This is a genomic window from Mycobacterium sp. (genome assembly GCF_032162605.1).
Classification (GTDB): domain Bacteria; phylum Actinomycetota; class Actinomycetes; order Mycobacteriales; family Mycobacteriaceae; genus Mycobacterium.
The window spans coordinates 1-24,935 of record NZ_JAVROT010000240.1 but is presented as its reverse complement, the minus strand read 5'-3'; the positions used below and the strand labels follow the sequence as shown (position 1 = coordinate 24,935).

At 64.9% G+C, this 24,935-nt stretch carries 28 protein-coding genes and 1 pseudogene; 13 read left to right on the top strand and 16 right to left on the bottom strand.

Annotation, left to right across the window (positions count from 1 at the left end; all coding sequences use genetic code 11):
- The 3 genes from QOI01_RS14695 to maeA form a co-directional block, all read right to left on the bottom strand.
- The coding region (locus QOI01_RS14695) for a thiamine pyrophosphate-binding protein (protein ID WP_526382083.1) at positions 1–350 on the bottom strand (350 nt) is incomplete at its 3' end.
- A gap of 118 nt (positions 351–468) precedes the next feature.
- A complete protein-coding gene (gene fumC / locus QOI01_RS14690; RefSeq protein WP_526382081.1) occupies positions 469–1,911 on the bottom strand; it encodes a class II fumarate hydratase in 1,443 nt (480 codons plus the stop codon).
- Positions 1,898–3,568, bottom strand: coding sequence for an oxaloacetate-decarboxylating malate dehydrogenase (gene maeA / locus QOI01_RS14685; protein WP_526382079.1), 1,671 nt, complete (start codon positions 3,566–3,568; stop codon positions 1,898–1,900). Before maeA ends, fumC begins: the two co-directional genes overlap by 14 nt.
- A gap of 332 nt (positions 3,569–3,900) precedes the next feature.
- Here maeA and QOI01_RS14680 point away from each other — a divergent pair, with 332 nt between their 5' ends.
- The 3 genes from QOI01_RS14680 (at position 3,901) to QOI01_RS14670 (ending at position 6,517) form a co-directional block, all read left to right on the top strand.
- Complete coding sequence (locus QOI01_RS14680; protein ID WP_526382077.1) at positions 3,901–4,344, top strand: DUF302 domain-containing protein; 444 nt, start codon at positions 3,901–3,903, stop codon at positions 4,342–4,344.
- A 489-nt stretch (positions 4,345–4,833) separates the two neighbouring features.
- On the top strand, positions 4,834–5,481 hold the full coding sequence (locus QOI01_RS14675) for a hypothetical protein (protein WP_526382076.1): 648 nt from the start codon (positions 4,834–4,836) through the stop codon (positions 5,479–5,481).
- Between the two features lie 736 nt (positions 5,482–6,217).
- Positions 6,218–6,517 carry a MarR family winged helix-turn-helix transcriptional regulator gene (locus QOI01_RS14670; RefSeq protein WP_526382074.1) on the top strand — a complete coding sequence of 100 codons (300 nt, stop codon included), beginning with the start codon at positions 6,218–6,220 and terminating at the stop codon, positions 6,515–6,517.
- 240 nt (positions 6,518–6,757) lie between these two features.
- Here QOI01_RS14670 and QOI01_RS14665 read toward each other — a convergent pair whose 3' ends face one another.
- Entirely contained in the window at positions 6,758–7,210 is a 453-nt protein-coding gene (locus QOI01_RS14665) for a hypothetical protein (protein ID WP_526382072.1), read from the bottom strand.
- Entirely contained in the window at positions 7,170–7,985 is an 816-nt protein-coding gene (locus QOI01_RS14660; protein ID WP_526382070.1) for an aminotransferase class I/II-fold pyridoxal phosphate-dependent enzyme, read from the bottom strand. Before QOI01_RS14660 ends, QOI01_RS14665 begins: the two co-directional genes overlap by 41 nt.
- Before the next feature lie 127 nt (positions 7,986–8,112).
- Between QOI01_RS14660 and QOI01_RS14655 the strand changes: the two genes are divergently transcribed.
- The 3 genes from QOI01_RS14655 (at position 8,113) to QOI01_RS14645 (ending at position 11,827) form a co-directional block, all read left to right on the top strand.
- Entirely contained in the window at positions 8,113–8,847 is a 735-nt protein-coding gene (locus QOI01_RS14655) for an EamA family transporter (RefSeq protein WP_526382068.1), read from the top strand.
- A 266-nt stretch (positions 8,848–9,113) separates the two neighbouring features.
- Positions 9,114–10,937, top strand: coding sequence for an amino acid permease (locus QOI01_RS14650; RefSeq protein ID WP_526382066.1), 1,824 nt, complete (start codon positions 9,114–9,116; stop codon positions 10,935–10,937).
- Positions 10,934–11,827, top strand: coding sequence for a universal stress protein (locus tag QOI01_RS14645; RefSeq protein ID WP_526382064.1), 894 nt, complete (start codon positions 10,934–10,936; stop codon positions 11,825–11,827). The genes QOI01_RS14650 and QOI01_RS14645 overlap by 4 nt, the downstream gene beginning before the upstream one ends.
- Before the next feature lie 97 nt (positions 11,828–11,924).
- Here QOI01_RS14645 and QOI01_RS14640 read toward each other — a convergent pair whose 3' ends face one another.
- Both QOI01_RS14640 and QOI01_RS14635 read right to left on the bottom strand, forming a co-directional pair.
- Positions 11,925–12,980 carry a peptidoglycan-binding domain-containing protein gene (locus tag QOI01_RS14640; protein ID WP_526382062.1) on the bottom strand — a complete coding sequence of 352 codons (1,056 nt, stop codon included), beginning with the start codon at positions 12,978–12,980 and terminating at the stop codon, positions 11,925–11,927.
- Between the two features lie 131 nt (positions 12,981–13,111).
- Positions 13,112–13,969: a peptidoglycan recognition protein family protein gene (locus QOI01_RS14635; protein WP_526382060.1), complete on the bottom strand. Its 858-nt coding sequence runs from the start codon at positions 13,967–13,969 to the stop codon at positions 13,112–13,114.
- Positions 13,970–14,006: 37 nt separating this feature from the next.
- Between QOI01_RS14635 and QOI01_RS14630 the strand changes: the two genes are divergently transcribed.
- The 3 genes and pseudogenes from QOI01_RS14630 to QOI01_RS14620 form a co-directional block, all read left to right on the top strand.
- A complete protein-coding gene (locus QOI01_RS14630; RefSeq protein ID WP_526382058.1) occupies positions 14,007–14,432 on the top strand; it encodes a class I SAM-dependent methyltransferase in 426 nt (141 codons plus the stop codon).
- 15 nt (positions 14,433–14,447) lie between these two features.
- Positions 14,448–15,146: a YciI family protein gene (locus tag QOI01_RS14625; protein WP_526382056.1), complete on the top strand. Its 699-nt coding sequence runs from the start codon at positions 14,448–14,450 to the stop codon at positions 15,144–15,146.
- Between the two features lie 7 nt (positions 15,147–15,153).
- Positions 15,154–15,822, top strand: a pseudogene (locus QOI01_RS14620) (RNA polymerase sigma factor); the annotation flags it as partial.
- 95 nt (positions 15,823–15,917) lie between these two features.
- Here QOI01_RS14620 and QOI01_RS14615 read toward each other — a convergent pair.
- Complete coding sequence (locus QOI01_RS14615) at positions 15,918–17,054, bottom strand: SPFH domain-containing protein (RefSeq protein WP_526382054.1); 1,137 nt, start codon at positions 17,052–17,054, stop codon at positions 15,918–15,920.
- Positions 17,055–17,098: 44 nt separating this feature from the next.
- Entirely contained in the window at positions 17,099–17,326 is a 228-nt protein-coding gene (locus QOI01_RS14610) for an NfeD C-terminal domain-containing protein (protein WP_526382052.1), read from the bottom strand.
- A gap of 82 nt (positions 17,327–17,408) precedes the next feature.
- Here QOI01_RS14610 and QOI01_RS14605 point away from each other — a divergent pair, with 82 nt between their 5' ends.
- Entirely contained in the window at positions 17,409–17,651 is a 243-nt protein-coding gene (locus tag QOI01_RS14605) for a hypothetical protein (protein ID WP_526382050.1), read from the top strand.
- Between the two features lie 80 nt (positions 17,652–17,731).
- Here QOI01_RS14605 and QOI01_RS14600 read toward each other — a convergent pair whose 3' ends face one another.
- Positions 17,732–17,869 (bottom strand): hypothetical protein, encoded by a 138-nt coding sequence (locus tag QOI01_RS14600; protein ID WP_526382048.1) that lies wholly within the window; start codon positions 17,867–17,869, stop codon positions 17,732–17,734.
- 212 nt (positions 17,870–18,081) lie between these two features.
- Between QOI01_RS14600 and QOI01_RS14595 the strand changes: the two genes are divergently transcribed.
- Positions 18,082–19,494, top strand: coding sequence for an ATP-binding protein (locus QOI01_RS14595; RefSeq protein ID WP_526382047.1), 1,413 nt, complete (start codon positions 18,082–18,084; stop codon positions 19,492–19,494).
- A gap of 174 nt (positions 19,495–19,668) precedes the next feature.
- On the opposite strand, the gene QOI01_RS14590 is transcribed toward QOI01_RS14595, so the two are convergent.
- The 3 genes from QOI01_RS14590 to QOI01_RS14580 all read right to left on the bottom strand — a co-directional run bounded on the left by QOI01_RS14590 (position 19,669) and on the right by QOI01_RS14580 (position 21,906).
- Positions 19,669–20,136: an Hsp20/alpha crystallin family protein gene (locus tag QOI01_RS14590; RefSeq protein ID WP_526382085.1), complete on the bottom strand. Its 468-nt coding sequence runs from the start codon at positions 20,134–20,136 to the stop codon at positions 19,669–19,671.
- 1,116 nt (positions 20,137–21,252) lie between these two features.
- Positions 21,253–21,402: a hypothetical protein gene (locus tag QOI01_RS14585; RefSeq protein WP_526382045.1), complete on the bottom strand. Its 150-nt coding sequence runs from the start codon at positions 21,400–21,402 to the stop codon at positions 21,253–21,255.
- Between the two features lie 261 nt (positions 21,403–21,663).
- Positions 21,664–21,906 carry a DUF1918 domain-containing protein gene (locus QOI01_RS14580; protein ID WP_526382043.1) on the bottom strand — a complete coding sequence of 81 codons (243 nt, stop codon included), beginning with the start codon at positions 21,904–21,906 and terminating at the stop codon, positions 21,664–21,666.
- A 113-nt stretch (positions 21,907–22,019) separates the two neighbouring features.
- Between QOI01_RS14580 and QOI01_RS14575 the strand changes: the two genes are divergently transcribed.
- Positions 22,020–22,340 carry a hypothetical protein gene (locus QOI01_RS14575; protein WP_526382041.1) on the top strand — a complete coding sequence of 107 codons (321 nt, stop codon included), beginning with the start codon at positions 22,020–22,022 and terminating at the stop codon, positions 22,338–22,340.
- Positions 22,341–22,690: 350 nt separating this feature from the next.
- Here the strand turns inward: QOI01_RS14575 and QOI01_RS14570 are convergent, their stop codons facing one another.
- Positions 22,691–23,056 (bottom strand): hypothetical protein, encoded by a 366-nt coding sequence (locus QOI01_RS14570; protein ID WP_526382039.1) that lies wholly within the window; start codon positions 23,054–23,056, stop codon positions 22,691–22,693.
- 648 nt (positions 23,057–23,704) lie between these two features.
- Here QOI01_RS14570 and QOI01_RS14565 point away from each other — a divergent pair.
- Positions 23,705–23,971, top strand: a complete 267-nt coding sequence (locus QOI01_RS14565; RefSeq protein WP_526382037.1) for a hypothetical protein — start codon at positions 23,705–23,707, stop codon at positions 23,969–23,971.
- Positions 23,972–24,061: 90 nt separating this feature from the next.
- Here QOI01_RS14565 and QOI01_RS14560 read toward each other — a convergent pair whose 3' ends face one another.
- Entirely contained in the window at positions 24,062–24,442 is a 381-nt protein-coding gene (locus QOI01_RS14560) for an NADPH-dependent F420 reductase (protein WP_526382035.1), read from the bottom strand.
- Positions 24,435–24,656: an NAD(P)-binding domain-containing protein gene (locus QOI01_RS14555; RefSeq protein WP_526382033.1), complete on the bottom strand. Its 222-nt coding sequence runs from the start codon at positions 24,654–24,656 to the stop codon at positions 24,435–24,437. The genes QOI01_RS14560 and QOI01_RS14555 overlap by 8 nt, the downstream gene beginning before the upstream one ends.
- Between the last annotated feature and the right edge of the window lie 279 nt (positions 24,657–24,935).

Genomic DNA, 24,935 nt, shown 5'->3' with positions numbered 1-24,935 from the left:
TCTGTCTCGTACGCCACGCTCTGCGGAGTCAGGATGGCGCTGGCGCATACGACCGGTTCTGCCATCGTGCGGAAGAAGTCAAACTCACCGTCGCCAAACGTGTGGTGAACCAATGCGCGACTCGTTTGCGCGGCGATGGTGGGCATGCCGACCAAGTGAAAGACGGCGAGGTGCTCGGCATAGGCACCCGCGATGCCGTTCAACGCGCTCAGTTCACCCACGCCGTAGGTCGTGCTGACCGCGCCGACGCCGCGGATCCGAGCGTAGCCGTCGGCGGCATAAGCCGCATTCAGCTCATTGCAGCACCCAACCCAATTGACGTCCGGATCGTGGACGATGGCATCGTGCACGGAAACGCGTAATCCCCGGGAACCCCGAAGACATCGTCTATGCCAATGGTTTTCAGGCGTCCGAGGACGTGTTCGATCACAGTTTCCGACATTGCAATCCTCCCATTTCGGGTCTTGCCTAGAACGGTCCGACCATGGTGGCGGGGTCGACGATCCGATCGAAGTCTTCGGCGGTGATCGCGCCTGAGTCCAAAGCGGATTCGCGCAGGGTGCGCCCGGTGCGGTCGGCGTCGTGAGCGATGGCGGAGGCCTTGTCGTAGCCGATGATTGGGGAGAGTGCGGTGACGAGCATCAGTGAGCGGTGCACGTAGTGGTCGATCTGATCGTTGTCGAGCTGGATTCCATCGATGCAGTAGGTGCGCAGCTTCTCGGCTGCGTCGCCCAGAATCCGCGCGGAGTGCAGGAAGTTGTTGATCACGATCGGGCGCATGGCGTTGAGTTCGAAGTTGCCCTGTGACCCGGCGAATGCGACGGCGCCGTCGTCGCCGATGACTTGAATGCAGACCATGACCATCGCTTCGCACTGGGTGGGGTTGACCTTGCCCGGCATGATGGAGCTGCCCGGCTCGTTGGCCGGCAGTTTCAACTCGCCGATCCCGGTGCGCGGACCCGAGGCCAGCCAGCGGATGTCGTTGGCGATCTTCATCAGCGTGACGGCCAGGCCGCGCAGCGTCGCCGCGGCCGCGACGATGCCGTCCAGGCCGCCCTGGGCTTCGAACTTGTTGGGTGCGGTAATGAATGGCCGGTTGGTCAGGTGGGCGATTTCGGTGGCGATGTCGTGTCCGAAGTTGTGTGGTGCGTTGAGGCCCGTGCCCACGGCGGTGCCGCCGGCGGCGAGTCGGTAGAGCTCGTGTTGTGATGCCTGCACGCGGTTGGCCGCGGTGTCGAGTTGGGCGGCCCAGCCCGACCATTCTTGGCCGACCGTCAAAGGGACGGCGTCCTCGAGGTGGGTGCGGCCGATCTTGACGACGTCGTTCCACTGCTTGCTCTTCGCATCGATTGCGTTGTGTAGGGCGTGGATCCGTGGCAGTAGCCGAGTGTGTGTCTCGAGTACGGCCGCGATGTGCATGGCGGTCGGGAAGGTGTCGTTCGACGACTGGCCCATGTTCACGTCGTCGTTGGGGTGGACGGGTTCCTTGGAGCCGAGGTCGCCGCCGACGAGCTGGATGCATCGGTTGCTGATCACCTCGTTGACGTTCATGTTGGACTGGGTGCCCGAACCGGTCTGCCAGACGTAGAGCGGGAATTGGTCGTCGAGGTCGCCGGCGATGACTTCGTCGCACACCTGGGCGATCAGGTCGGCTTTCCACCGGGGGAGCCGTCCCGCTTCGGCGTTGACGCTGGCGGCGGCCTTCTTGACATACCCGTAGGCGCGGTAGACCTCCTTGGGCATGTGGTCGTTGCCGATGGAGAAGTGGATCAGCGACCGGGCGGTCTGCGCGCCCCAGTACCGGTCGGCCGGAACCTCGATTTCACCCATAGAGTCGGTCTCGCGGCGGGTGCCTGCCGCGTCGATCCCGATGGGGATCTTCAGGATCTCCGGAGCGTCATCGGTTCTCATTTTGGGTGGCCCCCCCGCCGTCGTAGCAGGGCTGCCACATGGTGTCGGCGATGGCTTGCACCACGTTGTCGGGCTTCTCGGTCGCCACACCGTCGGCGTGGGCTGCGGAGTAGACGGCCTCGGCGACCACCGCCGACAGAGCCCGCAGGTTGCGCACGTTCGGCAGCAGCGCAGCGCCGGGTGTGCTGACATCGGCTTGGTGGGCAACGGCTTTCGCCGCGGCCTCCAGCATCCCCTTGGTCACCCGTTGCGCGCCGGCGACGATGACGCCCAGACCCAATCCCGGGAACACCAGGAAGTTGTTGGCCTGACCGATCTGGTAGGTGATGCCGTCGTAGGTGACGGGGTCGACCGGAATACCGGTCGCCACCAGTGCCTTACCGCCCGACCAGTCCAGAACGTCGGCCGGCATCGCCTCGATCTTCTCAGTGGGATTGGAGATCGGGAAGATCATCGGCCTCTGCGTGGATGCGGCCATCGCCTGGATCACGTCGCGGGTGAACGCGCCGTGCACCGTCGAGGTGCCGAGAAGGATGGTGGCCGACGCCATCTTGATCGTGTCGACAAGACCGACCCGATCATCGCCAACGCCGAGCTGCTGGCGGTTCTTGGCATACGGCGTCTGGAAATCGCGCAGGTCGTCCGTGTCGTCGAACAGCAGGCCCTGCTTGTCCACCAGCCACACCTGGGCGCTAGCCTGCTCGGGAGTGGCTCCGTCGGCGATCATCGCGTCGCGCACCTGGTCGGCGATGCCGACCCCGGCGGTGCCGGACCCGAACACGACCAACGTCTGCTCCGCCATCGCCGTGCCCGCGACCTTCAGTCCGGAGTAGACCGCGGCCATCACTACCGCGCCGGTGCCCTGCACGTCATCGTTGAACACGCAGTAATCCGGCGAGTACCTGGCCAGGATGGCGCGGGCGTGCTCGGGCCCGAAGTCCTCGAAATGCAGCATCGCGTTCGGGAACAACGCGTGGGCGGTTTCGATGTAGGACTTGATGAAGGCGTCATAGTCGGCGCCGCGGCGCCGGGCGTGGCGGTTGCCCAGGTAGAACGGGTCGTTGAGCAGCGTCTCGTTGTCGGTCCCGACGTCGAGTGACACGGCGATCGTGCGACAGGGGTCGACTCCCGCGCCTGCGGTATAGATCGCCAATTTCCCGATGGCGATCTGGATCCCGCCCACGCCCCAGTCGCCGATGCCGAGGATCGCTTCGGCGTCGCTACACACGATGAGGTCGACGTCATCGGCACCCACACCGAGAGTGTTGAAGGATTCCGCGATCTCGCCGGCACGATCAATCGACAAGAACACCCCGCGCTGGCCGCGATACTCGTCGGAGTACTGCTCGATCGCCGCCCCCACGGTTGGGTCATAGACCACCGGCAACAGTTCGGGCAGGTGCTCGGAGAGCACCTTGAAGTACAGCACCTCGTTGCGGTTGTGCATCTGCTCGAGCAGCAGGTTGCGCGCCAGATCGCTGGGTAGGCCTTGCAACTGCTGCCACAGACGCTGCGCCTGATCCTCCAACGTCAGCACCGCCGACGGCAACCGGCCCGTCAGTCCCAACGCACGGCGCTGCCCGTGGTCGAAAGCGGTCCCTCGGTTGAGGCTCGGGGAGGTCAACGCCTCCGGGATGTGCGGAGCTGAGCTTGTCATGATCGGTTACCTCTTCTGTTCGCAGCTGGGAGCGGTTCGTCGCCACGGGCCGACGGTGGGCAGTGAAACTCCCTCAATGCTGATTCAGACCCAACGGGTAGCTCTTGAGTCAAATGACTCGACGTGCCCGGCTCCGCCGGCGATGTTTGATCAACCCAGCGAGAAGCGCCTGAGCCACCGGCCGCTTGCCCCCGGACGCGCAAAGGCCAGGTTCGAGGGGATGCCCGCAACGAAAAAACCTCTGCTAAGACGCTTTCGAGTCGATTGACCTAAGACAGCGCACGCCACGCGCGACACAATTCTTCCGGTGGCCCTGAGCAGATCGAGGAGCTATGGCGTCCATGGAAGGTCCTGAGCCACCAAAGGTCCGGGACGCGTCAGATGGCGCCCACGGCGAAGACGTGGTCACCAAATCGAGTCCTTGGTCGGTCGCCGATACGGTCACCCGTCTGCTGGCGGTGGCCGCGGCGAGGCAGCTAAAGGTGTTCGCGGTGATCGATCACAGCGCCGAAGCGGACAACGTTGGGTTGCATCTACGCGACACCAAGCTGGTCATCTTTGGAAGTCCGGCTTCGGCGACGCCGGTGATGGCGGCTGCGCCAATTGTCGCGCTGGAACTGCCGTTCAGAGTCGTCGTGTGGGCAGCCGATGACTATCAAACAAAACTCAGCTACACAGCTCCGGGCGCCTTGGCCCGCCGCTTCGGCCTGAGCGCCGAACACGCGGCTCGGCTTGCCGGTGTTGATGCCCTGACAAATGCGGTGATAGCTAGGTGACAGCTCGTGGTCGTGCGGAAGCGGCGATGAGCCGAAACGCCATCTCCCGCTGGGCACCGAGGATCCAGCGACAACCCGATCCCGTCGCTGCGGGGGTTCACTTGACGAACAGGCAACTGATGACCGGTCCTCGGCCTGTGTAGAGATGCTTTGGTCATCGCGGCACCAGCTGGCCGATCTCGACAACGAGCGGAACAGCGCTACGGTCGAGTTCACCGGCAGCAAACAACTCGGCGCGTGCCAGCAGTCCGTGACGTCGGTGCGCCGGCGCATAGCAACCGCGCTGTACTCAGCGTGTTCTCAGCTTCCGGTCCGTACAGTGCCGCGATGACCAACCCCAGGCCACGGCTGCCGCGGGTCGCTGTTTTGTTGTCCTTGACCGCGACAAGCGCAGCCTGTGTCGGCGGCGCCGGGCCTCCATCGGCTAGCTACCCAGTTGGATCACCCGCGACGAGCAGCCCCGCGTCTTCGCAGGCCAGCCGTTCTCCGTTGAAGATCACCGATCCCTACTCCCCGACGATCGACCCCGCGGCGTTCTCGACCGCGATCGACAACCCCTACCTGCCCCTCACCCCAGGGACCCGAACGATCTATGACGCAGATACCGCCGACGGACATCAAGAGACCATCACTGAAGTCACGCGAGACACCAAAACGATCATGGGCGTCAACACCGTCGTCGTCCACGACATGGTCACCGTGGACGGCAAGCCGAACGAAGACACCCTCGACTGGTTCGCCCAGGACCGCGACGGCAATGTCTGGTATTTCGGTGAAGCCACAAAGGCTTTCGACACCGGCACAGTGGACACGACGGGCTCCTTCGAGGCCGGAGTCGACGGGGCACAACCCGGCGTGGTCGTGCCTGGGCATCCGCAGGTCGGGGACTCCTATCGGCAGGAGTACTCCAAGGGCGTCGCCGAGGACACGGGCGAAGTGCTCAGCCTGACCGGCAGTGAAACCACACCGCTCACCGGGGCCATCAAGGACTTGCTGGTCACCAAGGACGTCAACCTGCTCAATCCGCGCGAACCTGCCGAGAATAAGTACTACGCACGCGGCATCGGATTAATCCTCACCGTCCAATCCGCCGGCCCCGCCGAACGCGATCAGGCCACCATAGTCGAGAAGTTCTGATCGCAACGGCATCGCATACATCCGACGCCGATACCCGCGACCGACGTCATCACGGCGGCGATGTCCACCTAGAAACGGAAGGCGACGGCCGCTGCGACGATCTCAGTACAGGCCATGGCGTCCCCCTCGAATCCTCTTATCACGCAGCGCCTGTGGTGATCGCGGTCTGCGCCGCCGGGGCTCTGGCGGTTGGTATCACGATGTCGGCGATGCTTGTCGTGTCCCGCGAGGGGTTCGACCTAACCGGTGCTGTCATCCCGACGAAACCTGTCACCGTGCCGACTACGACGAACCCGCCGACAGTCAACACGACTCCACCCGAGGTGACCATAGGGCCGCCGCGAGTGCCGGCGCACACCCCCTCTGCGGTCATCACGCCGACCGCCCCGACCAGCGTGCCACCGCCGCCCACGCCTCCGAAAGTCACACCGACACACTCCAAGACTCCACCGCCACCGCACAACACCAAGCCGACAACGCATCGCCCATTCCCCCAGGAGACCACCGACTTTCAAGGGCCGCCCGGCACAAACGGGCGATGACAGCCTCCACCACCCTAACCACCGGAACGTACGTCGAAGCCGATCGAAGGTGACCGAAGACGTGCAACGCAACGCGCTCGACGCGATGGACTGCAGGTTCGGTGTGAAGTCCAGCACGAACGCCTCGCACTGATGAGCAACCCACGCTGTCGCCAAAACCTACGGCCACGACTCCTACTGGCGATCAAAGTAGCGTGCCGCTCGCGGAGGTCGACGAGCACCCCTACCCGGCCGAACCGGCGGTCACGCTAAGCATGCCCAAGCCGACGGTGACGGTGACGGTTTATCTGAAACGGCTTGAGGCCGGGGGATTCGTGCGCCGCGAAATCGACCCCGCCGATCTGCGACGCCATCGCCTCCTGCTCACTCCTGTCGGGCGCCAAGCCACCGCCGACGGCCTCGCGGTGCTATCGGAAGCGTTCGATAGGCGACTTGGGCGTCTCACTACTGCGAAGCGCAAGGATCTCAAGACCCTGCTCGAACAAATTCTCTGACTGCCCCGCGCGCGGCCGGCGCAGGCGCCTCCCCCGCCGAGATGTCCACCTTCGTCCTATTTCTCGTCATCGACGACGTGCTAAAACGACTGTGCCCCAGTCAGACTCGGACCGACAACTGACCTGTTGAGTCGATCCACCCTTGCGGGCTAGCAACGCATCGGTGACAGGATTCCAGGCTCTCGCACACGTATATGTCGCCAATGCTGAACACCCGCATGCCTGAACCAGTCATTCGGATCACGCGGACTGCACGACGCGCGCGATCGTAGTGGCCGCTTCACGCAGCCGATCCGGTGTATGCGCCGCATATCCAACGACCAGACCTGGCGGTCCGCGCAGCCGGCGATGCCAGGACAACGGAGGGACAAGCACGCCGGCCTCGCGCAGTTCGTCGGCCACCGTGATGTCATCCAACGAGTCATCGGACAGCGTCACCAGCAGGTGCAACCCGGCCGCGACTCCCTTCACCGCGACGGCGGGCAACTCGGACGTCAAGGCGTCGAGCAGCGCATCGCGCCGCGCACGGTGCCGCGCCCCGACCAGACGGATGTGACGGTCGTACTCGCCGCTTTCCAGCAGTTGGGCGAGCACGAGCTGCGGCACGGTCGGGCTGCCCAGGTCGCTGGCGTGCTTGGCCGTAACCAGGTCCTCATAGCGCCGCGGCGGCGCAACGAGCCACCCCAGCCTCAACGCCGGCGCGGCCCTTCGACGTGCTTCCGGCATAGACGCTCCGGTCGGGCGCGGCGGGGTGCAGCGCTGGAACCGGCGCGCGGCCATAGCGATACTCGGCGTCGTAGTCGTCCTCGATGACCAGTTCGGCGTCCACCGCCCACGCGAGCAGCTCGCGCCGACGATGCGGTGCAAGCACGACACCCGTCGGAAACTGGTGTGCGGGCGTGAGGAACGCGGCGCGAACGCCTGCGGCCGACAGCGCGTCCACCCGGAGCCCGTCGTCGTCCACCAGAGCCGGGATCGGTTGCAGTCCCCAATATGCGAATTCATCGACGGCTCCCCGTGATCCGGGATCCTCGACCGCGATCGATTCGACGCCGTCTCGGCGCAGCTGTTGCGCCAGAAGCGCCATGGCCTGTGCAACGCCGGAGACGACGATGATGTCCTCCGGCCCGGCCCGCAACCCGCGCGTGCGGGCGAGCCACGGCGCGAGCGCAGCGCGCAACCGCGGGTGCCCACGTGGATCGCCGTAGCCGAGCTCCTCCGGCGGTGTCTCGGTCAGGACCGTGCGTTCGGTTCGCAGCCACAGACTCCGGGGAAAGCGGACAGATCGGGTACACCCGGCGACAGGTCGACGCCCTCGCCGATCGGGATCCGGGGGCCGCGGCAGCCGCGGCGGACCAGCAGCCCGCGGATCGGACTGGGGCCGTGGCTGCGGGACCCTGGCGGGTTGGGTGAGCACGGTCGTTCCGCCGCCGCTGCGACCGCCGACCAGCCCTCGTCGGTCAACCACCGGTAGGCCTCGACACCGTGCGACATCGCGAGGTCGGCGGCCAGGGCGCGGCTCGCGGGCAGCCGGCCACCCGGGGGGCAGTCGGCCGTCGTCGATGGCGTCGTGCAACGCAGTCACCAGCCAGCCGGTGAGGCCGCGGGCCGGGGTATCCTCCGTTCTCGCCGATGCGCCCCTTTACACCGCGCAGGCGCTGCGCTATGCGATCGCGTGCGCGCTGCTCGTTGGGTGGGCGAGCATGACCGGACGTCGGCTGCACCGGCCCCGCGGCGCGGAATGGCTGTGGCTGATCGGCGTCGCGGTCACCGGGCTGGTCGTGTTCAACGTCGCGCTCGTAAACGGATCGCGGCATGCCGAACCGGCGGTGCTTGCCGTCGCGGTGGCCTGCGTGCCCGTCGCGCTGGCCGCGATCGGACCGATGCTCGAGGGCCGTAGTCCACGGGCGCGGGTGTTGGCGGCGGCGATCGTAGTCAGCACCGGCGCGATGGTCGTCGAAGGCCTTGGCCGCTCGGACGCGGTGGGTATCCTGTGGGCGCTCACCGTGTTCGTGTGCGAGGCCGGTTTCACGCTGCTGGCCGTCCCGGTGCTGGGCCGGCACGGACCGGAGGGTGTTTCGGTCCACACCACATGGCTCGCAGTGGCGATGTTCACCGTCCTGGCAATCTGCACCGAAGGCTGTTGGGCAGTCCGTGCTTTCGACATCGGCGACATGCTGGCGATCGGCTACCTGGCGGTCGGGGTGACGGCGGTGTGGACGGGCATCGCGTTGATCGCCGTCGGGCTCGCGGTCGGCCCACGAGCGACACTGAAACGTCGGCGAGCCACGCCGATTCGTAGCGCAGACGTCCCAGTGTCGACGGTCTGAGTCCAACGCGTCCCAGAATTCCGCCGCCGTCTCGGCAATCTCGGCCGGATACTCACCATTGATGGCATTGACCCGAGAATCTGCGCATCGCCCTCAAGCGCTACCGCGAATTCTTCGAGCGGCTCCTTGCAGTGTGAGCCTTTGAAGACGGCCCTCGCCGTATTGGCCGTGGAACACGCAACGGCGCGACGAGTGATTCGGATCACATGCGGGTACTCGACGCTGGTTGGTCGTCCTGTTTCCGTGGTGTATCGGAGGTCTTTCCCATGAGCGCGGTACCCACCCTGAAGAAAGCGCTGACTCAGCGGCAACTCACGATGATCGCCATTGGAGGAGTCATCGGCGCTGGCCTGTTCGTCGGCTCCGGCGTCGTCATCGGCGATACCGGGCCCGCGGTCTTCCTCACCTACGGCATGGCCGGCGTGTTGATCATCATGGTGATGCGGATGCTGGCCGAAATGGCCGTGGCGAACCCGTCCACCGGATCGTTCGCGGACTACTCGCGCAACGCGTTGGGGCACTGGGCAGGATTCTCTGTCGGGTGGTTGTACTGGTACTTCTGGGTGATCGTGGTCGGTTTCGAAGCGATCGCGGGCGCCAAGATCGTGCAGTACTGGATCGACGTACCACTGTGGCTGTCCGCGTTGATCTTCATGGTCCTGATGACGGCGACCAACCTCTTCTCGGTGTCGTCCTATGGCGAGTTCGAGTTCTGGTTCGCCGGCATCAAGGTGGCCGCGATCATCGCGTTCATCGCGTTGGGTGCCGCGTTCGTATTCGGACTGTGGCCCGGCAAATCGGCCGACTTCTCCAACCTGACAAGTCACGGCGGCTTCTTCCCGCTGGGCTTCGGCGTGATCACCGTCGGCATCGTGACCGTCATCTTCTCGATGGTCGGCGCCGAAATCGCGACCATCGCGGCCGCAGAATCTGCGGATCCGGAGAGAGCGGTGGCCAAAGCCGCCAACTCGGTCATCTTGCGGATCCTGGTGTTCTATGTGGGGGCGGTGCTGCTGCTGGTGATCATCCTGCCGTGGAACGGCGATGCAGTGGCCGCGTCGCCCTTCGTCGCCGCCTTCACCGAGATGGGAATTCCCTACGCAGACCACGTGATGAACGCCGTCGTGCTGACGGCGGTCCTGAGCTGCCTCAACTCAGGCATGTACACCGCCTCGCGGATGCTCTTCGTGCTCGCTGCGCGGCGGGAGGCGCCGCCCGCACTGGTTAAGGTGACCCGTCGTGGTGTGCCGGCGAATGCGATCCTGGCGTCCTCGGTCATCGGGTTCCTGTGCGTGATCGCGGCGGCGGTCTCGCCCGACACGGTCTTCGCGTTCCTACTCAACTCGAGTGGCGCGATCATCCTCTTCGTCTACCTGCTGATCGCGATCTCGCAGATCGTGCTTCGCTACCGCACTCCGGACTCCGAGCTGCGGGTGAAGATGTGGCTGTTCCCGGTGCTCTCGGTGCTTACTGCGCTGGGAATCGTGGCCATTCTGGTGCAGATGTTCATCGACACGGCACTACGGTCCCAACTGGTGCTGAGCCTGCTGTCCTGGGCGGTCGTCATCGTGCTCTTCGGCGCGAACAAGTGGTTTGTGAAACGACGTCCAGCAGAGCCGGCCGAAGGCCCGACCCGCGCGCCGCACCGAGTGCTCGTGCTGGCCAATCAGACAGTCGACTCCCATGAGCTGCTCGATGAGCTACGGCGCATCGGGGCCGACCGGGCGGCGAAGTACTTGGTGGTGGTGCCGGCCAGTCCCGTCGATACCGGTGCCGCAGCCACACACGGGCCGCGCGACGTCTCGGAAGCCACGCAGGAGGCCGCGACGGCCAGACTCGAGGCCACGCTGACCGCGCTGCACAGCGAGAACCTCGACGCAGAAGGTGAACTGGGTGACTACCGGCCACTGCGTGCGCTGGACCACGCCGTCGCGCAGTTCAGTCCTGATCAGATCGTGATCTCGACGCTGCCGCCGGAGTTCTCGGTGTGGCACCGGTTCGACGTCGTCGATCGCACCCGCGCCCAATTCAAGGTGCCGGTGACGCACGTGGTCGCGAAGTCTGTTGTGGTGAACCAGGTTCCGCGATGACGATCATCGCGGGATTCAGTGCGAGCCGTCAGGGGATTGCACCGCTGCATCTGGCGGCGCAGCTGTCCAGGTGCACCCGCGCCAGGATCGTCGCGGCGGCGATCGTCGAGCGCCCGTGGCCACCGAAGTCAGATCCCGTCGAGGACGAGTACCTGAACTACGTTGGTATGCACGCTGAGAAGTCGCTCAAACGGATGGCTGACCAACTCCCCGATGACCTGGACGTGTGGCAGATCGTTCACCAGGCCACATCGATCCCGGAGGGCCTGACCGAACTCGCGGCTGAAATGAGCGCGGACGTCGTCGTCGTCGGCTCGTCGTCCTCCGGTCTGTTCGGCAGGATCGCGTTGGGCAGCGTCACCGATCGCCTCGTCCACACCGCCGCGGTCCCCGTGGCGATCGCACCTCGGGGATATCCGGGGCATCCCGGCCGGATAGAGCGGTTGACCGTGGCCTATGGCGGGCAGGCGGATGCGGTTGGCTTGGTCTCGTCGAGTGCGGAATTGGCCGAGCGCTGGTCGGCGCGACTGCGGATCGCCTCCTTCACCGTGCGACCGGTCACCATGTTCAGCGGCGCGATCGAACCGGCCGCCGAAGACCTCGTTGTGCAGCAGTGGGTGCGGCGGACCCAGGAGGGGATCGCTGCCCAGCTGGAGACGGTCCGTTCGGGAGTCGACACCCTCGATGCCGAGGTGGTGATCGGGGCGGGACCGACGTGGCGTGACGCGGTCGATGCCGTCGAGTGGGGGGCCGGCGACATCCTGGTGCTGGGTTCTGGCGCGGCCGGACCGGCAGCTCAGGTGTTCCTGGGCTCGGCGGCGGCGCGCATCCTGCGGCATGCACCCGTGGCGACGATGATCGTGCCGCGGCAGGCTGCCGTCGCGAACTAGGCGCTGCGCGCCGGTCATTGCGAGCGCGCTGATTCTGGTGGATGTCCATCGATGTGGTGAGCGCGGTCGTCATCAATTGTTGACGGCGGCCAGTCGGCTATGCCGACGCATCGGAAGGTTGGGAGGCCGCTGCGGCCGCCGGCTGACCGGCCGGTGCATCGGTGAGAATCTGAACCGCGCGGTCGACTCCTGTCGCGCCGTTGAAGGCGATCCAGTCGTTGTAGTGGATATGCGGATTGCGAATGATGAACTCCCCCACCACTATCGCCGTCCTCACCACCTTCGCAAATGTCTCGGGCGTGTTGGCGAGGTTTAGCAGAGCGAGGAATTCATCGGTTTGGATGAGGGTGACGATCTTCACGGCGAACGGCAGATCGAGCTCGAGGGGTGTGAGCGCCTCGTATCCGAGATGCAGCAACGTGTCGTCGGTGGCCGTCGCGTACATATCGCCGTCGAGCACGAAATCGAACGTGCGCGCGCGGAACTCGTTCGGAGTGTAGATCCTGGAAATGCCGGACCCCGGCGGGTTATTGCCCAGCCGCGTCGGCCCGGGTGGGCGGCAAGGGCTGCCGAACGTGATGACATTGAGGAGGTCGCCGGCGCGGTGCGCCAACGGCTGGCCGGGCAGCATCAAGCGCAGCGTCCGCACCACCACTTCGGCGCCTTGGCTGTAGCCGCAGAGGTAGAACTTGCCCGCATTCATCAGGATCAGCCGGACGAGTTCGGCTACCCCGAGGGCTACCGATTCGTTGTAGCTCAGAAACGGGTTCGGATAGAGGAACCCCGCCGCGGGATATCCGACGGGTTGATTTCGGACCCGTCCCATCTGTTCGAGCCGCCAACCCACGTCGAAAGGCGGCCCCTGGAATGGTGTGGCCCAGGTACCAGAGGCGCAGTAGAAGAACGGCAGCGCAGTGGGTGTCGGAGGGGGTTGATCGAACCTCAACCCGAGACGTCCGAGCGTCTGGGGTCCGGCGATACCGTCAACCACTAGCCCCGCGCGCCGCTGGAACTCCCTGACCACCGCTGTGGTGGCCGGCCCGTAGATGCCGTCGACGACGAGATGGGAATAGAGCGGGTAGCCGAGGTTCAGTCGGGCCTGAAGCAGCCGAACCAGATCGTTGTTGTCGCCCGGTCTCAATATGACAGCCATCGCGAACTCCTTTGCCTGACAGCCGATGTAGCCAATGTTAACGCCGATCACTCCGGGGTTGGCGGGATTCGCCCAACGCCCAGACGGTCACGGGCACCTCAATCCGTTTCTTTGTCAGCCGTCAGTAACAACTAAGCGGTTGACACCACCCTCAGATTCAGGGCGGCAGCGGTGGCGGGGCCGACGATGCCGTCGACTTTCAAGCCCCGCGTGCGTCGCTGAAACTCCCTGATCGCGGCTTCGGTTTGGCGGCCGTAAACGCCGTCGATCACCAGATCCCCGGCGTACGCGGGATAGCCGTACTTGAGCTGGCGCTGCAGCTGGGCGACCGGTGGCCCCTCGGAACCGCGGAAGAGCAGGACGTCGGCGAACCCACCGACTGGCACCGGCGGCCTCGGTGTCGGCGCCGGGTCGGCAATGCTGCCGATGTGGGCTTGAATGTCGCTGCGCAGGATGTTCATGTCGATGGCGCCCGGATCCCATTTGCCTTGCGCGCGGCCCGCGTACTCCTTATGCCCGATCGTGCGACTGGAGTTCTGCGCTAGGCGGCGGTTGATCGCGGCGCAGCTACGAACCAGCGCGTCATACTGCACGTCGGGCCAGTTCGTGCGGTGCGGTGCCGTCGGGCTGGTTCCGGTGTTGGCGCACTCGATACCAATCATGTGCCAGTTGCCCATATTGGTCGGAAGCCACGGATACATGCCGACCCCGGCGTGCCATGCGACGCCGACCGCGACCACGGTCACCACGCCGTCGCGCGCGATGTGCAGCTGCGACAGCGGGCCGGGAAGATCAGGCGTGCCCTCCGCGATGGAGGCGGCACTGGCATTGTCCGACCCGGTGTGGTGCACCATCACGCCGCGGATGTCCTTGAAGTCGCCATGGCCGCGGTCGCGCCAACCAGGATATTCGACGAGCCGGACACCCTCGGCCTGCAATACGTCGGCGAGCCAGACCGGGTCACCGGTCCACGGTCCTGTCTGGGCCACGGGTTTCCTTCCGGCGCAGGCTGAACGGGAGGGACGCGTGCGCAGTGCCAGTCTGCGCCGGGCCGCCCCGTTCCTGCCGTTAGGGGGCCGGGCGGGCATCATCGTGACGGAGATCTTCCCCGGCGGTCGGCTGCCCTCGGTGCCGATGGTGGAGGAGAAAGCGACCGACGCCGGGTTCAACCCGACAAAGCTGCAGGAGATCGGCCCGCACTACGTCAAGACGCTGAAGATCTGGGCGGACGCGCTTGAGGCGCATCGCGAGGAGGCCATCGCGATCCAGGGCCAAACGGTCTATGACCGCCACGACAAGTACCTCAACGGCTGCCAGCGGTATTTCCGCGAAGGCTACACCCACCGTGCATCAGTTCACGCTGCAGAAGTAATCAGACGCCGGGTGTCGGATTGGGGCAGTGCCGTTCGTCGGATGGGTAGAGAGTGGAATACACCGGTTTCCGCTCACTAACCAGAGGAGACGACAATGCAGTACTTCGCCCTACTGATCAGCCAGGAGCGCGAGCGCACGCCTGAGGAGGGCGCCGAGGGAATGGCCGCCTTCCAGGCATTCCATGCCAAGGCGGCTTCGGCGATCCGCGCGGGTGATGCCTTGGCGCCGACGGCAAGCGCTGTGCGCATCACGGGTGGTCCGGATGCCCCGGTCGTGACCGACGGCCCATTCGCCGAGAGCGCCGAGGTGGCCTGCGGTTACTACGTGTTCGAGGCAGAGAACCTCGACGAGGCACTGGCGCTGGCCCGCGACATCCCGGTGGCCGAGTTCGGGGCGGTGGAGGTCCGGCCGACTTTCCACGCGTTCGATCCGGATTGGTCGCAGACCGGCGGCCAGTGGCTGGCGTTGCTGCTCGAGCCACCGGCATCCGCCTTTGTTCCCGGCACGCCGGAGTGGCAGGCGGAAGCGGAACGGCACGGTGAATTCGCAGCCGCTGCAGGCGATCACATCGTCGGCGGGGCCGCGTTACAGGCGCCGGCGACGGCGACGACGGTGCGAGTTCGCGACGGTGAGGTGTTGTTGACCGACGGGCCCTATGTGGAAGGAGCCGAGATCGCCACCGGCTTCTATCTACTGTCCGCCGCCGACCGCGACGAGGCCGTCAAACTCGCCGCGATGATCCCCGCCTCCGCCGTCCAGGTGCGTCAACTCGCCGGGGTCTCCGGGCTGTAAGGCACCCATGGCCGAACTGGACGGTGTCTTTCGGCGCGAGTGGGGTCCCGCCGTGGCCACGATCGCGCGCTGGTCCGGCGATCTCACCATTGCCGAGGACGCCGTCCAGGAGGCCTGTGCGCAGGCACTGCGGGTGTGGCCGTCCGAAGGGCTGCCCACCAATCCCGGCGCCTGGCTTACCACGGTGGCCCGCAACCGCGCGCTGGACCGGATGCGGCGTGAATCTCTACGTCGCGGAAAGGAATTCGCGGCGGTGTACGAGGAGGTGACAGCGCGGTCCGGTGCGTTGCACCCGGTGCGCGACGACGAGCTGCGGATGATGTTCACCTGCGCTCATCCCGCGCTGGACCGCAGCTCGCAGCTGGCGCTGACCCTGCGATTGATCTCGGGCCTGACCGTCACCGAGATCGCCCGTGCGCTGCTGCAGTCCGAGGCTGCAGTGGGTCAGCGAATCACCCAGGCCAAGAACAAGATCCGAACAGCCAACATCCCGTTGCGGGTACCTCCGGCCGAGCGCACGCCGCATGTGCTCGGCTGCATCCATTCGGTGTTCACCGAGGGCTACTAGTCGACGGGCGGCCCGTCAGCCATCCGCGACGAACTGTGCGACGAGGGGGTGCGGCTGGCCGGTGAGCTGTGCTCGCTGTTACCTGGCAACCGCGACGCCCACGCGCTGGAGGAGAGTGCCATCCCGGCACAACGTCGCGGAACGCTTGGTGATGCCAACCCATCCAGCACGAGGTCAGCGATCGCCCATCCGGGGCGCCCTAGTTAGGCCTGGTTGTTGTGCGAGGCATTGAGCCCAATCTGGTCGGAGACGTCGTCCGACGGGTGCTGACCGATTCCGCCGCGCAGCGAATCGAAGATCGCCAAGCCCTGTCCCACCAGGCCGGTGGCGATCTCGCCGAGCCCGTCGGCGCCGTTGAGGACTGTCAGGTTGGCGCCCGAAAGACCTTGAGCGGCCTGCTTGACGATCTCGGGAAGCTGGTCGATCAGCATCCGGTCCAGAGCGACCCGATTATGCGACGCGGCGGCTTCAGCCTGAATCTTCATCTTCTCGGCGTCGGCGACCGCGAGAATCCGGACGCGCTCCGCCTCCGCCTCGGCCGGTTTGACCACTTCCGACACGAGCTCCTGCTGTCGGAGCTCCGCGGCGCGCTGAGCCAACTCGGTCCGCATTTCCAGCACTTCGCGCTGGGCTCGTGCTTCAGCGAGTGGTCCGGCCTGGGCGGCTTCGGCTTGAGCTTTGTCGACTTCTGCCTTGTACTGCGCCTTGACGATCGCGGTCTGCCGCGCAAACTCGGCCTGATTGCGTTGCGATTCCTGCTCGGCCTCGGCGGAGGCCTGGTTGGCCTTCGCCTGAGCGATCTGCGCTTGCTGCTGGATGGCCGCGTTGTGCGGGGCCGACATCGCGAGGATGTACCCAAGCGCTCCGTCATCGATCGACTGGATCTGCAGGGCATCGACTGTCAGCCCGATCTTGATCATCTCCTCCTTGGACCCGTCGAGGACCTCCGTGGCTAGCTTCTGCCGTTCTTTGATGATCTGCTCGACGGTCATCGACCCGATGATCGAGCGAAGGTGACCGGCGAAGATTCGCCCAGTCAGGATCGCCATCTGATTCTGATCCGACAAGAATCGTTGGCCGGCGCTGACGACGCTCTCACTGTCGTTGCCGACTTTGAACGCGATGACCGCCCGAACGTTCAAGGTGATCCCCTGCTGAGTGACGCACTTCTCTTCGACTTCTGCCTCACACATCGCCAGGGTGAGGAACCGGACCTTTCGGAACAACGGCATGATGAACGCGCCGTGACCGGTGACGACGCGGAACGGGGCGTTGCCTGCGGCTCGGCCGCCGGAGATCAGCATCGCCTGGTCGGGTGCGGGCACTCTATATCCGAACATGTTGGACTCCTTCATGCTTCATGTGTGTGTCGCCGGCTGTGCGTTCAGGAATCGAAGCCGGGCCAGGCCTCGACAAGGACTGTCCGGGGACCGCGGGTGTCAATCACCAACACCTCGGCCCCCCTGGGTAGAGGTTCGCTCGACCAGGCTAGATACGCCTCTTTCGACCCCCGCACGTACAGAAGTACTTCTCCTGCACCCTCGAGCCCGCGGGTCGCCACAATCAACGGCCCGACGCAGCCGATCACCGAGACGTCATCCACTTCTTGCATGATCCTCCGCCAGGGGCCTTCACCGCGAGTCCCGCTTCGACTTGCGACGGCTTTGAGCCACGCCATCGCCGCCCCTGGCGTCATGGCCGAGGATGTCAGGAGCGCCGAAGCGGTCATTGACAACGTGTTCCAATTCAAAAGCTGCACAGTCATGCGTCAGAGACCGCAGCAACTCGCACACTTTTCCGTCACCATTTTTCTGAAGGCTGGCCCGCGCCGAAACCGCCGATCAGATCTCCGCCGTCGTGTGCACGCGGGTTTTGTTGACGAGTTGTTGAATCTCGACAGCATCCGCCGCGTTGGCGCACAATTGGTCCGGCAGTGACCGCCGGCGGTGGGCCCAGAAGCGGCGTCGAGGGGACCGTCATGGACTTCTACGGGATCGTCGACCAGGCTGTCGAGCTCCTACGGAGCCGTGGTCGGGTGTCCTACCGCGCGCTTGTCGAGCCCCGACGCTTCCCCTGCGCACGGTGACCAGTCCTGCAATTCGGCCTCGACGACGAGCGTCTTGACGCGTTGCGTGCCGAGGTGCTGTACGCACATGCCGACAACGTGCGCGAGGACGGACCTGGTCTGGTCTGGGCGGCGGATGATCAGAATCCAGCGGAGGCCGAGCGACGACAGCTGACGGTGTTGTTCTGCGTAGCGGACTCGCACAGCTGGTAGCCGCCGAGTTTCTATTCCAACAAGGGACACCCCCCCAAGCCACGTACCGCTTCAAACATGCACTCATCCAGGACGCGGCATACCAGTCCTTGCTGAAGAGCACACGTCAGCACTACCACCGACGCATTGCGACCACGATCGAGACTGAATTCGCCGAACTGGTCGCCACTCAACCCGAACTGCTCGCCCACCACTACACCGAGGCATGCCTCACCGAGAACGCCGTGCCCTACTGGGAAGGCGCCGGACGACGCGCACTGCAGCGCTACGCCAACGAGGAAGCGGCCAACCACGCGAACCGGGGCCTGGAACTGCTGAAGACGCTCTCACCGCGCCCGCAGCACGCCAAGCAAGAGCTCACGCTTCAGATACTGCTCGGTGCGGCGTGGACTTTCGTACACGGCCCTCACGCGGTCGAAGACATCTATGCCCGGGCCTGCGAGCTGGCGAAGGAGGTCGGGAGCACCCCCGAGCTCTTCCCCGCACTTTCCGGCTTCGCATACGCGCAGATGGTCCGTGGACGCATGCTGCGGGCACGCGCGCTGGCCGAGGAATTCCTGGCACTGGCCCAACCCGTACAGGATCCCGTCGTCATGGCGGTCGGACATCGAATGTTGGCCTACACGGCGTGGTGGCAGGGCGATTTCGAGGCAGTACACGATCACAGCCGGCGAGGCCTCGCATGTTATGACGCCAACCAAAGCCGCGCGAATCTGATTGGCTATAGCCAAGATTCGGGCGTTGTGTGCGGCTACCTCCGCGCGATGAGCGATTGGGTGCTGGGTTATCCGACACAAGCCGTGGAGGGCATGGAGAGCACGGTGACGCACGCGCGGGCGCTTGGAGCTCCTCCAAGCATCGCGATGGCAATACTGTTCTCCGCCAAGCTCGCTCAGCTGCGCCGCGACCCTGAGCGAGCGCGCGCACAAGCGGAAGAAGCGCTCGCGATCTCCACAGAGCACGGCCTCGACGCGGTCGCGCTGTGGTGTCTCCTGCCACGCGGGTGGGCATTCGCCGACCGAGGCGACGCCGCCCGGGGCATCACCGACATCCGCGACGCGATGGACCGACGCCGAGCGTTGGGCATGGGCGCAGCGTGGCCGTGGTTCCTGGCGCTGGCAGCGGAAGCATATGGCGCGCTCGGGCAGCTCGATGACGGGCTGCGTTCGCTGGATGAAGCGTTCGAGTGGATTGGACGCAACGACGAGATCCTATACGCGGCCGAAGTGCACCGCATGAAAGGCGAGTTGCTCCTTCGACGCGACGCGACCGATCCTGCCCAAGCCGAACGCTGCTTCGAAGAAGCACTCGCACTGGCGCGAGCACAGCATGCGAAGTCGTGGGAGCTTCGCGCAGCAATGAGCCTGGCGCGTATGTGGCAACGGGCGGGCCGGTCGCAGGAAGCCCGCGCACTGCTCTCACCTGTCTACCGCTGGTTCACCGAGGGATTCGACACTGCCGACCTGAAGGACGCCGAAGCGCTACTGGCACAGCTGTCATGAGCCGCCCATGACGGTGAATTTGCCAAACCGGGCGCACCGTCCGGCGGCCGGAAGCTAGCGAACTTCGCCGGCTACCCGAAGACTCTCGAAGCCGATTCGCCTCGCGCAACCCGCCTTCCGGCCACCCAAGGCCCGGCGGCATGACCCGCCTGGACCCTGTCCGGTGAAGAGAGGTTAGGTCGTGGTGTGCTGGTCGGTTGAGTCGCTGGGCTCGATGACCTTTATCTCCTCAGGTGCCCCGGGGGTGATCTCGATTCGGCGCGGCTTGGCCCGTGCCGCCACCGGGAGGGTTACGGTCAGCACCCCGTTCTGATAGGTGGCGGCGATGTGGTCGGCGTCGATGTCCTCACCGAGGGACAGTCGACGCAAGTAACCGCCGGTGAAGCGCTCGGAACTCAGCCACTGAACGTCGACCTCGGTGCGTTCGCTGCGTTGTGCTTTCACAGTGAGGATGCCGCCATCAACGCTGACGTCCACCGAACCGGGGTCCACGCCCGGAAGGTCGACGTGAAGCACGTAGTGATCACCGGAGCGGTAGAGGTCCATCGGCATGGCCAGTGGGACTCGGACGGATCCGGGCGACGTACCGAGCAGTTGCGCGGCGAGTCTGTCGATGTCACGGAATGGGTCGGGATGAAGCACAGCAACCACCTCCTACATGTTGGTTGCCGCACCTCGCCACCGCGACGGGGTTGTCGGCTGGCTGCGCTCCTTCTGGTTTAGCACTCCACCGGCGCGAGCACCAGGGGTGTCGGCGCGGCGCCCAGCTCTTCGGTGATGAGGACCTGTTATCCAGGATCGTCTTCCACATGAAAGGGGGCCAGACGGCCTCGATCGGCTCGCCGATGTCGGGCGATATCGGCGTCGATGCTGTCGATCCGGCCGAACACGTGCGCGAAGGGAATTGGTGACGGTCGGCGAGATGCCCGTTGATCGCTCGACCCAACCCATTTTGTTGCTTTACCTGGATAAACGGCGTAGACCTAAAGGTACGGATCCACGGCAGACCAAGGTCGGACCGGAAGAGAAGATTCCTCCTCTCGGCTGTGGCGCCCAGCACGAGCACTAGGTACCCACGCAAAGCGAGGCCCATCAACTGGGCACCGCGCGGTGGGCTTGCGTCAGGGCGGGGAAACGCCATCCTGACGCCGAGGCCACATTTCACCGCGCATCATGCACGCTTGGTAACCAGGTGGTGGTGCTTCGGACGGCCCTCCTTTTCGTCAGGAGCGCCGTCCGACTCGTGTATGCCGAACTCCCGGGGCCGGTCGCGGTCGGCTCGCCGAAGCAAGCACACTGCGAGCTGGGTGATCGTGTCCCGCCCAGATGCCGCTGACCCTTTCGGGACGTGGTATTGGCGCACCGGACAGCCGCGCTCGAACGGCATCGCCCACGTCGCGGTCGACGGCAGGGCCACTCCGGTTTGAACTTGCCTTCGTATGGCCGCACCGACGCCAAGTCTCCAATGGTGTTTCCTCGATGGTCTACGTCACTGGCGGGGAGGGAAGTTCGACCCGCCATGACGACGACGGACGTCCCGCTCCGACAGGTGGCTCCCCAATATCGGAGAGACAATGGGTTCGCCACGATGATCGATCTGAACACCCCGGCCTCCACCTCACTCGATCTTGGTCTGGAGATCGAGACGATCGACGGCGACGGGTACTCCCACGTCACTCCTGGCGCTAGTCAGCCAGGTCAATACGTGATCCGACGGATTACGGTGTCGGAGAACGAAGCCCGCCATCTCGGCCCTCGCTATACTCCGGCGACGGTCAATGCGCCCTTCGACGCTATCGAGCGAAGACGCTCGCCGACCTGTTCGATGAACTCGTGTCCCGACGCGCCGACCCCGCTCGACCCGTGGACGACCGCGATGTCGCTGCGCACCTTGTGCTGCGCGAGCACGACTATCCTCCGTCCAGGTTGAGTAGGACTGCCACGGAGCTTGGAGCGTCGATGTGAGCGGCGGATGGGGACAACCGCACATGGCCCCGGTGCTGTGAGCGTCTGCGTGGGTCATGCTGGCACGGGGAGTGGTCGGACCCAGACACCAGCAACGAGTCACAGCCGACATCGAGAAGACTCTCGCAGTCGACCTGTACGCGGTGGTCCAGCTGCAGCGTGCTGCTGATGCGCATCACCTTGGGGCGACTAGCGGAGGCGCGGCTACGTGCCCCCGCGGCCCGCCCGCGCTGACGCCCGCTCGGCCGCCTGCTTGTGCTCGGCGGCGGTGACCACCACCGCATCGCAGCCCGGATACACCGTGGCCTCGTGGTCGCTCACGAGCCAGCGCACCACATAGGGTGGCGAGCCGTCTTGCGAGCGGACCTCGATGATCTCGGCGTGCTGATCATGCCGTTCGGTAGTCGTGCCCTTAACCACCAGGAAGTCGCCCACCTTCGCTTTCATTTCCCGCTCCCTTCCTCAACCTTGTGAGACCCGCAGACTTCTCCATCGTGCGCGCAATTCGAACTCGGCGGAAGCGGATCTGACAAGGTGAGTCCGAAGGTCCGCTTTCGAGCGTGTACACCGCGCCGCTCGCCCTAACGGCCGCGAGTCCACCGTCGATCGACAGCTATGAATTTTTACGACCCGACTGGACGGCCAAGGGCACTGTCTCCCGGCCCGCGCCGCAATGGGCGGCAATCACGTGGGGGCCCTACTTCGACGCGATGTTTCCGTCCCAGGAGGTGTCCACGTGGATTTCCTGGAAGATGACGTCGACCCGCACGAACATCGCACGAAGGCTATGGGACCAGCGCGAAGAACTGCGCGCCGAGTACGAGGACGTCGCGTTCGGGTCGGGCAGCCGGAGTGCAACGATGCGATGGTACGGCCGTTGATTTTCACGGGTTCGGGTTCGTCGGATTGGTAACCCCACTCCGCGGGATACTCGCTGTAATCCGAAATCATCTCGCTCCTAATCGGCGTACGGATCGGCCGGATCCTCAGGCTTTGCCGTGCTCACGTGTCGTTCACTGGCCGGGGTCAATCCGAACTCCGAGCCCATCCAGCCTGTTCTATACAGGACAGACACCTGCGCCATCTCACCCGCCGACGAGGCACGCCATTGGCCGCGGCGCTGATCTTCATAGCCAACAAGATGAAGCGAACCGAATCCGGCTAGCCATCGTCTGACATAAAGTTTGGCCCGCCACCAGCTGGTGGCGGGCCGACTGAATGGTTCAGGCGTTCAGCGCTGTTGGACAAAGACCGCCACGTTCTGGTTCTGCAGCGGGCGCTTGGGCGTTTTGGTCACCGGCGACAAAACCGGGTTGCCCTGTTGCTGTTGCGCGCCCGCGCCGGAGGTCTTAAGGCTGACGGTGATCGTTCCACCGCTGCAGGAGACAGTTTTCCCGTCGACCAAAACAGACTGGCCGTCGTCAATCGGAATATCGTAACCGTCCTTGTCGGTGTAGTGGCATCCGCCATCGCCAGCGCCGTTGTTGACGGGTTGCGCGTAAGCGGTCGCCGGGGCCAAGGCAAAAACGGCCATGGCGCCAAGGAGCGTGGCTGCGTACTTGAAGCGGGTCAGGTTGCGGGCGGTTGATTCGTTCATCATGAGTTCCTCTCGTCGGATTGTTGAGAGAAATGATGCCGATCCAAGGGTGGCTTCTGTAATCGCTCACGAGCCAGATTCCACGCCTGAAAGGAAAGGGTTTACTTGCCGCGAGGGAAGGTAGGGAAGGTACTGATGCTGCCCTATCGCGGGAGCCCGTATCTTTCGCGCGTTGCAGGTGCTCCTCGGGCATACGCCGCTACCACGCCATCACCTGTGTGGCTGAACAGGAACCCGCCGTGCGACTCCGCCGTGCGACTCAATCGCGGTGCGCAACACCTCGTCGTGGGCAGCCAGCGCGGACCCGCAAGGGACCGGCAAAAAGAGCCTACGTGAACCCCTCCCGCCGCGCCGATCTACTACCGACCGGCGCGACGAGAGCGGTTGCGGGCGTGACGGATTAGGTGATGCGGCGCCCTTTTTTCTCAGCAGGCGTTACCCAGTCGTAGTCCGATACGGCGAAACGGATCACGCGAGCATGCGGATACGTGTCCAGGATTTCCTGATGCTTATCCCGCAGTTCTTCCGTACTTAAGTACAAACCAACTCTGGTCGCGACCCAGGTGTGCGAGCCGTCGGACGTCTCCTGCCGCCTGGCGGTTAAGCAGTGAGGCTGCTGGTCGCCGTGCCACCGAGGCCCAGCGCCCGGTGTCGTGGCGCTACGACGCCATCGGCAAGCCGCTGTGGTCCAAAGCCTCGGGTTTGACCCGGCTGGAGGATCTCGGAGATGGCAAGACTCGGGTCTACTTCCGCGAGACCTACGAGGTGTTCAACCCGTTGATGCGGGCACTGTTCGAGAAGCGGGTCCACCACTTCATCTCCGAGGGCAACGACAAGCTGATCGAGGCCTCTTTGGTGAGAACGCTCAAAAAGCTCCACGGGGGCAAGGACATTGGTCCCACGGGAGCGGCCTGATAGTCCCCCGTATCTTCCCGGGCACCGGCTGCCGCCGTACGATCCGACCATGGATCTGCGGGGGAAGAGAGTTCTGATCACCAGGTCGCGTCATTGACTGATAACAAGGTCGCGGCCGGCGAGCGGGCCACCGGGCTGTTGCATGCGGCCACCCTCGTCGAGACCGCCGAGGTCGATCGGCACGTAGCCGAGTTCCGCGATCAAGTCTTGGATCGTCTGCTTGGCAGCCATGTCGTCGCCAGACACGAACAACACTCTTCTCGCCTCGCCGTGCAACGGACCTTTCTCGAAGTTCGCCATGGTGATCGAGTTGAACGCCTTGACGACTCGCGCACCGGGCGCATGATCGGCCACGATCATGCTCGCGCTTCGGCCCTGAAGGTGCGCGAGTTTCAGCGGGTTCGAGGAGCCGAACGGGTTCGTGGCGTCGATGAGGATTCGACCCTGCCAGTTGGGAAGTGGTTCAAGCACGTCCGCTACTGCGGGCCAGGGCACGGCGAGCAGGGACGAGTTCTGACGCGGCGGCTTCGGCGATCGTTGCCGCCTTCGCGCCGATGCTGTCGGCGATCGGAGTCAAGCGACGCGGACCGCGACCACTGGACAGTTTCACGCGGTGGCCTGCGGCGGTCAGCGACTGGCCCACCGCGACGGCGACGTTGCCTGCTCCGAGGATTCCGATTTCCATCTTTTTCTCCTTATAGGTCACCACCACTGGCCGAGTGCGGTGCTGTCGATTCTTTTGCGCGGTGTTGGTTGCGAATGGGGTCTTGAGGTGGCGCCGGGCTGGCGAAGAGGAAGAGAAAACCGGCCCGGCGCCTGGTCAGGAGGTCGGGTGTAGAGGATCAGCGGACGAGTATGGTGCGGCCGTTGTCGTTGCCATCGAGATTGACCGCGTTACCAATCTGGTCGAAGGACAAGGTCCGGCCTATTGCACTAATGAGGCGTTGCCCAGCGACCTTGAAGA

Bases quoted from the DNA above. Each gene is read 5' to 3' on its own strand.
- QOI01_RS14680 (WP_526382077.1), top strand. From the start codon at position 3,901: ATGGCGTCCATGGAAGGTCCTGAGCCACCAAAGGTCCGGGACGCGTCA.
- QOI01_RS14600 (WP_526382048.1), bottom strand. From the start codon at position 17,869: ATGTGCGTACAGCACCTCGGCACGCAACGCGTCAAGACGCTCGTCGTC.
- QOI01_RS14615 (WP_526382054.1), bottom strand. From the start codon at position 17,054: ATGTTCGGATATAGAGTGCCCGCACCCGACCAGGCGATGCTGATCTCC.
- maeA (WP_526382079.1), bottom strand. From the start codon at position 3,568: ATGACAAGCTCAGCTCCGCACATCCCGGAGGCGTTGACCTCCCCGAGC.
- QOI01_RS14610 (WP_526382052.1), bottom strand. From the start codon at position 17,326: ATGCAAGAAGTGGATGACGTCTCGGTGATCGGCTGCGTCGGGCCGTTG.
- QOI01_RS14570 (WP_526382039.1), bottom strand. From the start codon at position 23,056: ATGAACGAATCAACCGCCCGCAACCTGACCCGCTTCAAGTACGCAGCC.
- fumC (WP_526382081.1), bottom strand. From the start codon at position 1,911: ATGAGAACCGATGACGCTCCGGAGATCCTGAAGATCCCCATCGGGATC.
- QOI01_RS14555 (WP_526382033.1), bottom strand. From the start codon at position 24,656: ATGGAAATCGGAATCCTCGGAGCAGGCAACGTCGCCGTCGCGGTGGGC.
- QOI01_RS14640 (WP_526382062.1), bottom strand. From the start codon at position 12,980: ATGGCTGTCATATTGAGACCGGGCGACAACAACGATCTGGTTCGGCTG.
- QOI01_RS14605 (WP_526382050.1), top strand. From the start codon at position 17,409: ATGGCCGAGGATGTCAGGAGCGCCGAAGCGGTCATTGACAACGTGTTC.
- QOI01_RS14645 (WP_526382064.1), top strand. From the start codon at position 10,934: ATGACGATCATCGCGGGATTCAGTGCGAGCCGTCAGGGGATTGCACCG.
- QOI01_RS14625 (WP_526382056.1), top strand. From the start codon at position 14,448: ATGCAGTACTTCGCCCTACTGATCAGCCAGGAGCGCGAGCGCACGCCT.
- QOI01_RS14650 (WP_526382066.1), top strand. From the start codon at position 9,114: ATGAGCGCGGTACCCACCCTGAAGAAAGCGCTGACTCAGCGGCAACTC.
- QOI01_RS14580 (WP_526382043.1), bottom strand. From the start codon at position 21,906: ATGAAAGCGAAGGTGGGCGACTTCCTGGTGGTTAAGGGCACGACTACC.